This is a genomic window from Mycobacterium deserti, from assembly GCF_025345615.1.
Taxonomy (GTDB): Bacteria; Actinomycetota; Actinomycetes; order Mycobacteriales; family Mycobacteriaceae; genus Mycobacterium; species Mycobacterium deserti.
Genome location: NZ_JAODWD010000004.1, coordinates 688,377 through 700,677, shown reverse-complemented (window position 1 = coordinate 700,677; position 12,301 = coordinate 688,377). Strand labels below are relative to the sequence as shown.

Here is a 12,301-nt window from a genome sequence, read left to right as displayed (position 1 = left end):
GGCGTCACGCCCCCTTGCCAGCAGTCGCTGCGGCCGGATCCTGCGTTGCTGCAACAGATATCGACTTCGAATCGGTGTAGCTGTCGATACCCTCGCGACCGAGTTCGCGTCCGTAGCCACTGTCCTTGACGCCGCCGAACGGTGCGAACGGGTCCATCGTGTAGCCCTGGTTGACGCCGAAGGTGCCGGTGCGGATGCGGGCGGCGATGTCGAGCCCCCGGTCGGTGTCTGCGGTGAACACTGATCCCGCCAAGCCGTAGTCGGAATCATTGGCGATCGCCACCGCGTCTTCTTCGTCGGCGTAGGGGATGACGGTCAGCACGGGCCCGAAGATTTCGTCCCGCGCGATCCGCATCGTGTTGTCGGCGCGGTCGAACAGCGTGGGTTTCACGAACCAACCGCGGTCGAGGCCGTCAGGCATCTCGGCACCGCCCACCACCAGGCGGGCGCCCTCCGTCTGCCCTGTCTCGATGTAGCCGCGCACCCGGTGCTGTTGACGCTCGGCGACGAGCGGTCCGACCTGTGTTGCGGCGTCGGTCGGATCGCCGACCACCAACGACGTCATCTCAGCGGCCAGTGCATCGGTGAACTCGTCGGCACGTCCGGACGGCACCAGAACTCGGGTCAGCGCGTTGCAGATCTGACCGCTGTTGCTCAGGCTGGCCGATCGGACGCCGGTCGCAACGGCGGCGGGATCAGCGTCGGACAGGACGATCGCGGCGGACTTGCCGCCCAGTTCGAGGCTGACGCGCCGCAGATTCGTCGCGCATGCGGCGGCGACGGCCTTACCCGCTGCTGTGGAACCGGTGAAGGAAACCTTGTCGACACCAGGATGATTCACCAGATATCCGCCGAGTGCGCCGTCGCCCGGAAGCACGCTGACCACACCCTGCGGCAGACCCGCCTCGGCGACCATCTCCGCCAGCAGCAGCGCGTTGAGCGGCGACTCCGGCGCGGGTTTGAGGACCACGGTGCAGCCGGCCAGAAGTGCCGGAATCAACTTGGTGACGATGAGGAACTGCGGCATGTTCCAGGGAACGATGGCCGCGACGACGCCGACCGGCTCGCGTCGGATATGGATGTCGGACCCGTACCTGCCGGGTCTGGACTCGTGCCATGGGTAGTTCTGCGCCAGGTCGCAGAAAGCGGTCATCATCGTCCACGGCAGTGCCACCTGAGCGCGTTGAGCGAAGCTGATCGGTGCACCGATCTCCGAGGTGATGACATCGGCCATTTCAGGGCGCCGTTCGCCATAGACATTGGCCAGCCCTCTGACCGCGGCGATGCGCTCGGCGGGGTCCAATCGCGGCCAGGCGCCGGTGTCGAACGCGGCCCGGGCGGCCTCGACCGCCCTGTCCACGTCGGCAGGTGCCGCGGCGGCGACAGACGCGACCGTTGCCTCGGTATGCGGGCAGACGATCTCGATGCGCTGCTCGGTGCTCGCTCCACGCCAACTGCCGCCGATGAACAGCTCATCCGAATGCACGTGTCCGACTCCTTCTGCACCCCGGTCACCCGGGTAATATCAACTACTTGCGATTATGAGCTGGAGCATATACCGTCGGCGCAGAAGGCTCCCGCAGATTGCGCCAAAGACCAACGGCGCGTGCGGTATGACTAGACCACCACGTGGACAGGAGAAGCCGATGCCTCGATTCCCCAAACCGCCGGAAGGCAGCTGGACCGAGCATTACCCACAGTTGGGCACCGGGCCCGTGTCCTACGAGGACTCCGTGGATCCCGAGTTCTATGAACTCGAGCGTAAGGCGGTGTTCCGCCGCGCGTGGCTGAACGTCGGTCGCGTCGAACAGATTCCACGCAAGGGCAGTTACTTCACCAAGGAACTCAAGGTCGCCAACACCTCCATCATCGTGGTACGGACCACCAATGGAGAAGTCAAGGCGTATCACAACATCTGCAGGCACCGCGGCAACAAGCTCGTGTGGAACGACATGCCGCTGGAGGAGACCAGCGGTGTGTGCCGGCAGTTCACCTGCAAGTACCACGCCTGGCGCTACGACCTCGACGGAAACCTCACGTTCGTTCAGCAGGAGGGGGAGTTCTTCGACCTCGACAAGAGCCGCTACGGTCTGGTGCCCGTCCACTGCGAGGTGTGGGAGGGCTTCATCTTCGTCAATTTCGCCGAGCAGCCGGAGCAGTCGCTGCGCGACTTCCTCGGCCCGATGATCACGAATCTCGAAGGCTATCCGTTCGACAAGATGACCTCGCGGTTCTACTACCGGTCTGAGGTGAAGGCCAACTGGAAGCTCTACATGGACGCGTTCCAGGAGTTCTACCACGCACCTGTCCTGCATGCGAACCAATCACCAACCGCCTATTCGAAGGCGGCGGCCGAAGCCGGCTTCGAGGCGCCGCACTATCGCATCGAGGGCCCGCACCGTCTGGTGAGCACCTCGGGCATCAAGGCCTGGGAGATGGCCGATGAGATGCGCAAGCCGATCGAGGACATCTGTCAGAGCGGACTCTTCGGCCCGTGGGACAAGCCGGATCTCGGCGAGATGCCCGTGGGCTTGAATCCCGCGAAATGCGATCCCTGGGGCCTGGATTCGTTCCAGTTGTTTCCCAACTTCGTGATCTTGTTCTGGGGGCAGGGCTGGTACCTGACCTACCACTACTGGCCGACGTCGCACAACACGCACATCTTCGAGGGCACGGTGTACTTCCCGCAGCCGAGAACGCCCCGTGAGCGCATAGCGCAGGAACTGGCCGCGGTGTCGTTCAAGGAGTACGGCCTTCAGGATGCCAACACCCTCGAGGCCACCCAGACGATGGTCGAGTCACGCGTGCTCGACAACTTCCTGCTCTGCGACCAGGAGGTGCTCATCCGCCATCTGCACAGCGAGACCGCGGCATGGGTGGACGACTACCGGCGCAAGACTGCGGGAGTGTGAGATGACGACCGCCGCAACCGAATCTTTTTCCTCCCGCGCACCGAAACTGCCGCCCGAGTTCGCAGACCTCGAGGTGTTCTCGGACTGGTGCCTGCCCACCGAGGCCGAACGGTACGCCAAGCGGCTGGACAGTTCGATGCAGGAGATACAAGCCTTTTACGACGCGATCACCGCGCGTGCGGAGGAGGCCATCTCGTACTGCGATAAGTTCTCGCTGGATGACATGCCGGAGGACGTGCTGAACCTCATGCACCTTCTCTATTCGATGATCCAGGCGTCGTTTCCGGTCGAGTGCTGGAAGCAACCGAAGGTGCCCGACTCAGGCGCCACGACGCTGGACTGCGTGTCAGAACCCGTGCCGTGACCGGTCCGATCACCGTCCTGCGCGCGGCGCGCTGGGCCGACGTCGAGGCCGGCGAGGTGCGCTCACCGGCGGTAGTGGTGATCGAGGGTAATCGGATCACGGCGGTCAACCCCGTTGAGGTGCCGCAGGATCCGGCCGAAGACATCGACCTGGGCGATGTCACGCTGCTGCCGGGTCTGATGGACATGGAGCTCAACCTGCTCATCGGCGGGCCCGGTGGTCCCGAAGGTCTGCCGAGCCCTATGCACGGGGTGCAGGACGACCCCGCCTACCGCACGCTGCGTGGTGCGGTGAACGCGCGTACCACCCTGGAGGCCGGCTTCACCACGGTGCGCAATCTCGGATTGATGGTCAAGACCGGCGGCTACCTTCTCGACGTCGCGCTGCAGCGCGCGATCGAGCAGGGCTGGCACAACGGTCCGCGGATCTATCCGGCGGGGCATGCGGTGACGCCCTACGGCGGACACCTCGATCCGACGGTTTTCCAGCGACTCGCGCCCGGGATCATGCCGCTTTCGGTGGCGGAGGGCATCGCCAACGGGGTGGACGACGTGCGAGCGTGCGTGCGCTATCAGATCCGGCACGGGGCGAAGCTGATCAAGGTGTCCGCTTCGGGTGGCGTCATGTCCCACAGCACCGCGCCCGGTGCGCAGCAGTATTCCGACGACGAGTTCGCCGCGATCGCCGACGAGGCGCACCGCGCGGGTGTGCGGGTAGCTGCGCATGCGGTGGGGGACAGCGCTATTCGCGCGTGCATCCGCGCCGGGATCGACTGCATCGAACACGGGTTTCTCGCCACCGACGACACGATCAAATTGATGGCCGACACCGGCACCTTCCTGGTGTCGACCACCTACCTGACCGAGGCGATGGCCATCGACCGCATCGCTCCGGAGCTGCGCAAGAAGGCCGAGGAGGTATTTCCCCGCGCGCAGGCGATGCTGCCGAAGGCGATAGCCGCCGGAGTCCGGATCGCCTGCGGAACGGACGCGCCGGCGATTCCGCACGGGCAGAACGCGAAAGAACTGTGCGCGCTGGTCTCTCGCGGCATGACACCCATGCAGGCACTGCGGGCCGCGACCATCACCAGCGCCGAGCTCATCGAGGCCGACGACGACCTGGGGCGCATCGCTGCGGGCTACCTCGCCGACATCGTCGCCGTGCCGGATGACCCGTCGCGCGACATCGCCGTCACACTGGACGTGCGGTTCGTGATGAAGAACGGTGTGGTCTACAAGCGCTAGCGCCCAGACCGAGAGGAGCGAGCGTGGAACAAACCGACAACATCCTGTGGCTGCTCAAGCAGGCCTGGTACTTCTCTTTGACAACGGTCAACGACGCGGTGAGCGAGCACGGCGTGAGCACCGCGCAGATCGGTGTGTTGCGCCAGCTGTCGACCGAGCCCGGCCTGTCAGGTGCCGACCTGGCCCGGCGCATGCTCATCAGCCCGCAAGGCGTGCAGCTTGCTCTGACCGCACTCGAACGGCGCGGCCTCGTCGAGCGTAAACAGGACCCCCAGCACGGCAGGATTCTTCAGGCGTTCCTCACCGACCAGGGCCGCAAAGTGGCCGAAAATGTCGTCAACGATGCAATTGCCGCGCACGACAAGGTCTTCGGCGTGCTGAGCAAGGCCGAGCAGAAAACCCTGCGTGATCTGCTGTCGCGCGTCGTTGAGCAGGGGACCGGCCACGAATTGCACGCCGACCACATCGATTCCTAGGGGCCGTATGAAGTACTTGAGATGAATGACAAGTACTTGATATAGTGGACCCGATGGCCGAGAGCAACGGTGACGACGGGTTCGCGCCCCTACGCGTCAAGCGTGTCGTACGGGAGACGTCCGACGCCGTCTCCCTGGTGCTGGACGTGCCCGCGCACTGCTCGGCGCAGTACCGTTACCGCGCCGGCCAATTCCTGACGCTGCGCGTGACCGTGGACGGTCAGGACCTTCGCCGCTGCTACTCGATGTCGTCGGCTCCCGTCGAGGACGACCTGCAGATCACCGTCAAGCGCGACCCCGGCGGAGTGGTGTCCAACTGGCTCAACGACACGGTCTCTGAAGGCGTCGAGATTCACGCCGCCCCGCCGGAGGGGCGGTTCTGTCTGCGTGACACCGATGACGAGGTCGTCGCGTTCGCGGGCGGCAGCGGCATCACGCCGATCATGTCGCTGCTCCGGACGGCGTTGGCGAATTCTTCGCGGCGCGTCCGGTTGTTCTACGCCAACCGCAGTCGCGATTCGGTGATCTTCGCTGCCGCGCTCGAGCGGCTGGCGAAGGAGAACGCCGACCGTCTGACGGTCGCGCACCACATCGACGACGACAGCGGAGTGGTGACGCCCTCGGCGGTCGGCTCGTTCATCTCCGGCGCCGGTGCGGCGGACTACTACATCTGCGGTCCCGGGCCGTTCATGGACACCGTTGAGGCCGCGGTCCTCGAGTCCGGCGTTCCGCGAGAACGTGTCCACCTCGAACGCTTCTCGATCGAACCCGTACCCGCCGACGTCGCCGACGCCTCTGGGCAGACAGAAGAAATCGTGATCGAACTCGATCGCAAGACCGTCACCGCCGGCTACCGGGCGGGCAACACCTTGTTGCAGACGGCCCGGATCGCCGGCCTACGGGCGCCGTCGTCGTGTGAGACCGGTTCGTGCGGAACATGTATGGCGCGCATCGTCTCCGGCGGGGCCAGAATGCTCAACAACGACGCACTCGATGACGACGAAGTGGCCGAGGGTTGGGTGTTGACGTGCCAGTCTCTACCTACAACCCGAACAGTGCACGTGGTCTATGAGTAGAGACAAGAGGGTTTTGTGATGGGACGCTTTCGTTTGACCCGTGTCGCGGTGGTGACCGGTGGCGCTTCCGGCATGGGTGAGGCGACCTGCCATGAGCTCGGTCGGCGCGGTCACAAGGTGGCCGTGCTCGACCTCAACGGCGACGCGGCGCAAAGGGTGGCCGAGGACCTGCGTGCCGAAGGGGTGACCGCCCTCGGGGTGGCTGCCGACGTCAGCGACCGCGCGGTCGTCGAGGAAGCGTTCGCGAAGGTGCGCACCGAGCTCGGCCCGGTGCACATCCTGGTCACCAGCGCCGGTGCGGTGGACTTCGCGCCGTTCACCGAGATCACCCCGCAGGCTTGGCAGCGGCTGATCGATGTCAATCTCACCGGCACGTTCCACTGCTGCCAGGTGGCCGTGCCCGACATGCTCGAAGCCGGCTGGGGCCGCATCGTGATGATCTCGTCGTCAAGTGCCCAGCGCGGTTCGCCGGGGATGGCGCACTATGCCGCCTCCAAGGGCGCGCTGCTCTCGCTGACCAGATCCCTCGCCCGCGAGTATGGCCCGACCGGTATCACGGTGAACAACATTCCGCCCTCGGCCATCGAGACACCGATGCAGCATGCCGGCCAGGCGGCCGGACATCTGCCGTCCAACGAGCAGATGGCGGCAAGCGTTCCGCTCGGTCACCTCGGCACCGGTGACGACATCGCCGCCGCCGTCGGTTTCCTGTGTTCCGAGGAGGCCGGTTTCATCACGGGTCAGACGCTCGGCGTCAACGGCGGGTCGGTGATGTGATGACGTCGTTCTGCACGAGTTCGCAACTCAGACAGGGAGGTTCGCATGGCGAAGTGGCCTAAACCAGCAGAGGGCACCTGGACGGAGCACTACCCGGACCTCGGGACCGGGCCCGTCTCGTTCCGCGACTCGATCTCCCCGGAGTTCTACGAGCTCGAACGCGAGGCCGTCTTCAAACGCGCCTGGCTCAACGTCGCCCGCGTCGAGGAGTTGCCGCGCGTCGGTAGCTACCTCACCAAGGAGATCGACGCCGCACGAACTTCGGTGATCGTGGTCAGGGGCAAGGACCAGCAGATCCGTGCCTTCTACAACATCTGCCGCCACCGCGGGAACAAGCTGGTGTGGAACGACTTTCCCAACGAAGAGGTCAAGGGCACCTGTCGGCAGTTCACGTGCAAGTACCACGGCTGGCGATACGACCTCAAGGGCGACCTGACGTTCGTGCAGCAGGAGGGGGAGTTCTTCGGCCTCGACAGCGCACAGTACGGGTTGAAGCCGGTGCAGTGCGACGTGTGGAACGGGTTCATCTTCATCAACTTCGATCCCGAACCTCGGTGGAGTCTTCGCGAGTTCCTCGGCCCGATGATCACCGCCCTCGACGACTATCCGTTCGAAATGATGACGGAGCGATACGATTTCGTCGCGCACAACAACAGCAACTGGAAGATCTTCGCGGATGCGTTCCAGGAGTACTACCACGTGCCGTCGCTGCACAGCCAACAGGTGCCCACCGAGGTGCGCCAGCCCAACGCGACGTTCGAGTGCGGGCACTTCCAGATCGACGGGCCGCACCGCCTGGTGTCCACGGCGGGCACCCGCCGCTGGTTGCTCGCCCCCGAGTACATGTATCCGGTCGAAAGGGCTACGCGCAGCGGTCTTGTCGGGCCGTGGCGCACGCCGGAGACGCACTTCTCCGCTGGGCTGAATCCCGGCGGGATCGAACCGTGGGGCATCACCAACTTCCAGATCTTCCCCAACCTGGAGATCTTGATCTACCACGGGTGGTACCTGCTCTACCGCTACTGGCCGACGTCGCACAACACCCACAAGTTCGAGGCGTACAACGCTTTTCACCCAGCACGTACCGTCCGCGAGCGGATCGAACACGAGGTCGCCTCCGTGGTGCTCAAGGAGTTCGCACTTCAGGACGCCGGCATGCTCGGCGGCACCCAGGCCGCGTTGGAGTACGACGTCGTCGACGACTACCCGCTCAGCGATCAGGAAATCCTCGTGCGCCACCTGCACAAGGTCTCGGTCGACTGGGTTGAGGAGTATCGCAACGAGCGCCGCCCGGTGGGGGTGTGACATGTCGCCGAAACTGCCGAGCGCTTTCGCCGAGTTCGAGCCGTTCGCCGAGAAATGGTGTCTAGCAACCGAACCGGAACGGTGGGCCACCCGGCTGGCAACTCCCATGCCGGAAATCCGCGAATTCTACGACGCGTTCTCGCCGCGCTTCGAAGAGGCGATCGACTACTGCGACAAGTTTCCGCTCGACGACGTGCCGGAGGATGCGCTGAATCTCCTGCATCTGATCTATTCGATGATCATGGTCTCGATGGCTGTCGAGGTCTTCGGTACCCAGAAACCCGCCGACTCCGCTGATGCCGTGATCGACCGCGTCAGCGCGCCGGTGCCATGAGGACGGGACGACAAATATGAGTCTGCTGACGATCAACAAGCTCACCGCATCGGTCGGAGCGGAGGTGACAGGCCTGGACTCCGAGGTGCTGGCGTCCGACGATGCGCTGGGCTCCGCGGTCCTCGACGCGCTGGAAGACAATGGCGTGCTGGTGTTTCCCGGTCTCGGACTGACACCCGAGGCGCAGGTGGCATTCTGCCGGCGCCTCGGCGAGATCGACCACTCGTCCGACGGCCATCATCCGGTTGCCGGCATCTACCCGGTGACGCTGGACAAGTCCAAGAACTCGTCGGCGGCCTACCTGCGTGCCACATTCGACTGGCACATCGACGGATGTACCCCGACCAACGACGAGTGCCCGCAGAAGGCGACCGTGCTGTCGGCCAAGCAGGTGGCCGATAGCGGCGGCGAGACCGAGTTCGCGAATTCGTACGCCGCCTACGAGGCGTTCAGCGACGAGGAGAAACAACGCTTCGGGTCGTTGCGAGTGGTGCATTCGCTCGAGGCCTCGCAGCGCCGGGTGCATCCCGATCCGTCGCCGGAATTGGTGGCCAGGTGGCGGTCGCGTCCCACCCACGAGCATCCGCTGGTGTGGACTCACCGCAGCGGCCGCAAGTCGCTGGTGTTGGGCGCGTCGGCCGACTACGTCGTCGGCATGGATCTCGACGAGGGTCGGGCACTGCTCGCCGACCTCCTCGACCGGGCTACCGCGCCGGAGCTTGTGTACAGCCACAGCTGGTCCGTCGGCGACACGGTCATCTGGGACAACAACGGCGTCCTGCACCGCGCTGCGCCGTACGACCCGGATTCACCGCGCGAGATGCTGCGCACGACGGTGCTCGGCGACGAGCCGATTCAGTAGTTTCCCCGCGTTCGTGCTGGGCGGGCGCTTAGCACCGTCGTTGACGCCGACGTACCCACTATGGAAATCTGATACCCGCATATGAGAATCACGTTCTCGTGGCCCTGGGACCGTTGAAATGGAGCACGCATGGCGGAGGACCTGACCTCGGTCGACTTCTTTCGGGACAGTCGCCTGACGGATGACCCGTATCGGTTCTACGAGGCGTTGCGCAACAAGTGCCCGGTCAGCCGCGAGGACCACTACGGCGTGACGATGGTGACCGGCTGGCAGGAGGCCGTCGAGGTCTACAACGACGCGGAGACGTTCTCGTCCTGCATCTCGGTGACCGGGCCGTTCCCCGGTTTCCCGGTGCCGCTCGAGGGGGACGATGTCACCGATCTGATCGTCAAGCACCGCGACGAGATTCCGTTCAGCGACCAGTTGCCCACGCTCGACCCGCCGACGCACACGAATCACCGCGCCTTGCTGATGCGGCTGATCACGCCCAAGCGCCTCAAGGAGAACGAGGACGCGATGTGGGCGCTCGCCGACGACATCCTCGACGACTTCCTCGCACCGGGCGAGGGCGAATTCATCACCGGATTCGCTGCGCCGTTCACCTTGCGGGTGATCGCTGACCTGCTCGGCGTACCGGACGAGGACCGCGCGGAGCTACTCGAGCGCCTGGCACGCGGCACCCACGGCAGCGCGGTGGGCAATGCCGACAAGACGATGAACAAGACGCCCCTGGAGTACCTGTACGAGGTGTTCGCCGAGTATGTCGAGGATCGCCGGCGCGAACCGCGCGACGACGTGCTCACGGGCCTGGCCACCGCGACGTTCCCGGACGGCACGACGCCCGAGGTCGGTGACGTCGTCCGGGTGGCCACCAACGTCTTCTCAGCAGGACAGGAGACGACAGTGCGGCTGCTGTCGACCGCGCTGAAGGTGATGGGGGACCAGCCCGACATCCAGCGCAGGTTGCGCGAGGACCGCAGCCTGCTGGGGAACTTCATCGAGGAGTGCCTGCGCATCGAGAGCCCCGTCAAGGGTGACTTCCGGCTGTCGCGGGTGCCCACGACCGTCGGCGAGCAGCAGCTCGGAGCCGGGTGCACCGTGATGGTGATCAACGGTGCGGCCAACCGCGATCCGCGCCGGTTCGAGAATCCCGACACGTTCGACCCCGACCGCAAGAACGCGCGCCAGCACCTGGCATTCGGCCGCGGCATCCACAGCTGCCCGGGTGCTCCGCTGGCCCGCGCCGAGACCCGCGTCGGACTCGAGCGGTTGCTGGATCGCACCACCGACATCCGGATCAGCGAGGCGCACCACGGTCCGGCCGGAGATCGCCGCTACCAATACATTCCGACGTACATCCTGCGTGGGCTCACCTCACTGCACCTGGAGTTCGACGTGGCGGGCGGTGACCGGCGATGAAGGTCACCGTCGACGAGGATCGCTGTGCGGGCCACGGCATGTGCCTGACGTTGTGCCCCGAGGTGTTCGACCTGAACGACGACGGCTGGGCGGTCGCGGATCCCGAAGAGGTGCCTGCGGAATTCGAATCCGCTGCGCGCGAGGCGATAGCGAACTGTCCCGAACGAGCTATCCGCGAAATCGACTGATAAGAAGGAGTTTCGAGTGGCCAAGGCGTACATCCTCATCACCGAGGACGTCAAGGACCCGGCCGGTATGGCCGAGTACGGCAAGCTCGCGAGCCAGGCGATGGCAGGCGCGACGCTGTTGTCGTTCGACACCAAGGCCGAGGTCATCGAGGGCACCTGGCACGGCACCCAGACCGTGCTGCTCGAATTCGAGTCCGAAGAGGCGGCCCGCGAGTGGTATTACTCCGACGCCTACCAGGAGGCCGCCAAGCTGCGGCAGGCCGCCGCCGAGTGCAACGGCGTCATCCTGCACGGCCTGGGATAGCCCTTTCTATCGCGAGCAGACGCAAAACTGACTGACTTGTGCCCATTTTGGGCATGTTTGCGTCTGCTCAGCCGGCTTGGTCCACGTGCGCGGCGATGCGTGCCACCAGATCAAGGGGATGTCGCCGTACATCGTCGACCACCAAGGGAATGCTCATCCAACCGCATTCCTGTAATCGGGCGACCTTCATGCGGTCGTGCCGCAGCGCTTCCGGCGTCGCGTGCCACTCCATACTCTCGTATTCAGCGACCACCATCGCGTCGGGCCAGGCGAAGTCCACGCGCCAGAGCTTGCCGCACCTATCGACTATTTCGTACTGCACCTCGGGCATCGGGAGTCCGCCATCGATGAAGACAAGGCGCGCTTCGCTTTCCATAGGCGACTCTGAGCGACCGTCGACGTACTCCATCAGCTCGCGTACTTTCACAATTCCCCGTCGCCCCTTCTGCTCGTCGATCGTCGCGCGCAGGTCTGTCGGCGTGCAGAGCCCCTTGAACAGCACGGCGTCCAAGGTGGCCAGCGCGCGGGGGCGTCGCAATGAGCGCGCGAGTTCGACAGCCGTCCACGCCGGCGCGGTAGCCAACCGCCCCTGAATGCGTTTCAGCGGCGCCCCAATTCGCTGGTGAACCATCAACTCGCCTACGGGACGCATGCGAACGCCGGGATCGAGGATGTGGATGCGGCGGCCATTCTCGGTGCCGAAGCCATAGAGCTCTGCGGCGGTGTTCATGCATGCGACGATGGACTTACCGGATAGCACATCGAGCGCCGCGAGCCGGTCGATCGTGCTAGGCGGATGCTGGGCATAGACCCCATGCCAGACTCGGATGACCTTTCCGGTCCGGACACGCCTGGCAAGGGTGCGATATGACATCGTGTCGAGCAACTGCGAGGTCGTCGCCAATCCACCGTTGCGGGCGAACAGCTCGTCCGGGGACACTTCTCGATCGTCGATCGTAGGAGCCGCCCGGGAAAGGGCGGGCACGCGCAGCTGTGGATAACTTCCGCGAGCAGACGCAAACCTGCCTGTTTTCGGCGGC

General features: G+C 65.0%; 14 protein-coding genes. 12 read left to right on the top strand and 2 right to left on the bottom strand.

The window, feature by feature from the left end:
- Positions 1-4 precede the first annotated feature (4 nt).
- A complete protein-coding gene (locus N4S67_RS19665) occupies positions 5-1,471 on the bottom strand; it encodes an aldehyde dehydrogenase (protein ID WP_390893452.1) in 1,467 nt (488 codons plus the stop codon).
- 175 nt (positions 1,472-1,646) lie between these two features.
- On the opposite strand from N4S67_RS19665, the gene N4S67_RS19660 reads away from it, so the two are divergent.
- The 12 genes from N4S67_RS19660 to N4S67_RS19605 all read left to right on the top strand — a co-directional run bounded on the left by N4S67_RS19660 (position 1,647) and on the right by N4S67_RS19605 (position 11,261).
- Positions 1,647-2,912 (top strand): aromatic ring-hydroxylating oxygenase subunit alpha, encoded by a 1,266-nt coding sequence (locus tag N4S67_RS19660; RefSeq protein ID WP_260994653.1) that lies wholly within the window; start codon positions 1,647-1,649, stop codon positions 2,910-2,912.
- Between the two features lies 1 nt (position 2,913).
- Positions 2,914-3,276, top strand: a complete 363-nt coding sequence (locus N4S67_RS19655) for a hypothetical protein (RefSeq protein WP_260994652.1) — start codon at positions 2,914-2,916, stop codon at positions 3,274-3,276.
- Positions 3,273-4,520 (top strand): metal-dependent hydrolase family protein, encoded by a 1,248-nt coding sequence (locus N4S67_RS19650; protein WP_260994651.1) that lies wholly within the window; start codon positions 3,273-3,275, stop codon positions 4,518-4,520. Before N4S67_RS19655 ends, N4S67_RS19650 begins: the two co-directional genes overlap by 4 nt.
- Before the next feature lie 23 nt (positions 4,521-4,543).
- Positions 4,544-4,996 carry a MarR family winged helix-turn-helix transcriptional regulator gene (locus tag N4S67_RS19645; RefSeq protein WP_260994650.1) on the top strand — a complete coding sequence of 151 codons (453 nt, stop codon included), beginning with the start codon at positions 4,544-4,546 and terminating at the stop codon, positions 4,994-4,996.
- A 53-nt stretch (positions 4,997-5,049) separates the two neighbouring features.
- Entirely contained in the window at positions 5,050-6,072 is a 1,023-nt protein-coding gene (locus tag N4S67_RS19640) for a ferredoxin--NADP reductase (RefSeq protein ID WP_260994649.1), read from the top strand.
- A gap of 33 nt (positions 6,073-6,105) precedes the next feature.
- Entirely contained in the window at positions 6,106-6,849 is a 744-nt protein-coding gene (locus N4S67_RS19635) for an SDR family NAD(P)-dependent oxidoreductase (RefSeq protein WP_260994742.1), read from the top strand.
- Positions 6,850-6,894: 45 nt separating this feature from the next.
- Positions 6,895-8,154, top strand: a complete 1,260-nt coding sequence (locus tag N4S67_RS19630) for an aromatic ring-hydroxylating oxygenase subunit alpha (RefSeq protein ID WP_260994648.1) — start codon at positions 6,895-6,897, stop codon at positions 8,152-8,154.
- Position 8,155: 1 nt separating this feature from the next.
- A complete protein-coding gene (locus tag N4S67_RS19625; protein ID WP_260994647.1) occupies positions 8,156-8,488 on the top strand; it encodes a hypothetical protein in 333 nt (110 codons plus the stop codon).
- Between the two features lie 16 nt (positions 8,489-8,504).
- On the top strand, positions 8,505-9,350 hold the full coding sequence (locus tag N4S67_RS19620; RefSeq protein ID WP_260994646.1) for a TauD/TfdA dioxygenase family protein: 846 nt from the start codon (positions 8,505-8,507) through the stop codon (positions 9,348-9,350).
- A 129-nt stretch (positions 9,351-9,479) separates the two neighbouring features.
- Positions 9,480-10,769, top strand: a complete 1,290-nt coding sequence (locus N4S67_RS19615; RefSeq protein ID WP_260994645.1) for a cytochrome P450 — start codon at positions 9,480-9,482, stop codon at positions 10,767-10,769.
- Positions 10,766-10,957 (top strand): ferredoxin, encoded by a 192-nt coding sequence (locus tag N4S67_RS19610; protein ID WP_260994644.1) that lies wholly within the window; start codon positions 10,766-10,768, stop codon positions 10,955-10,957. The genes N4S67_RS19615 and N4S67_RS19610 overlap by 4 nt, the downstream gene beginning before the upstream one ends.
- Before the next feature lie 16 nt (positions 10,958-10,973).
- Positions 10,974-11,261, top strand: a complete 288-nt coding sequence (locus N4S67_RS19605) for a DUF1330 domain-containing protein (RefSeq protein ID WP_260994643.1) — start codon at positions 10,974-10,976, stop codon at positions 11,259-11,261.
- Positions 11,262-11,328: 67 nt separating this feature from the next.
- Here N4S67_RS19605 and N4S67_RS19600 read toward each other — a convergent pair whose 3' ends face one another.
- Positions 11,329-12,201, bottom strand: coding sequence for a type IV toxin-antitoxin system AbiEi family antitoxin domain-containing protein (locus tag N4S67_RS19600; RefSeq protein WP_390893432.1), 873 nt, complete (start codon positions 12,199-12,201; stop codon positions 11,329-11,331).
- Positions 12,202-12,301 lie beyond the last annotated feature (100 nt).

Coding starts and splice junctions, on each gene's coding strand:
- N4S67_RS19655 (WP_260994652.1), top strand. CDS start 2,914: ATGACGACCGCCGCAACCGAATCTTTTTCCTCCCGCGCACCGAAACTG.
- N4S67_RS19620 (WP_260994646.1), top strand. CDS start 8,505: ATGAGTCTGCTGACGATCAACAAGCTCACCGCATCGGTCGGAGCGGAG.
- N4S67_RS19630 (WP_260994648.1), top strand. CDS start 6,895: ATGGCGAAGTGGCCTAAACCAGCAGAGGGCACCTGGACGGAGCACTAC.
- N4S67_RS19660 (WP_260994653.1), top strand. CDS start 1,647: ATGCCTCGATTCCCCAAACCGCCGGAAGGCAGCTGGACCGAGCATTAC.
- N4S67_RS19610 (WP_260994644.1), top strand. CDS start 10,766: ATGAAGGTCACCGTCGACGAGGATCGCTGTGCGGGCCACGGCATGTGC.
- N4S67_RS19615 (WP_260994645.1), top strand. CDS start 9,480: ATGGCGGAGGACCTGACCTCGGTCGACTTCTTTCGGGACAGTCGCCTG.
- N4S67_RS19625 (WP_260994647.1), top strand. CDS start 8,156: ATGTCGCCGAAACTGCCGAGCGCTTTCGCCGAGTTCGAGCCGTTCGCC.
- N4S67_RS19640 (WP_260994649.1), top strand. CDS start 5,050: ATGGCCGAGAGCAACGGTGACGACGGGTTCGCGCCCCTACGCGTCAAG.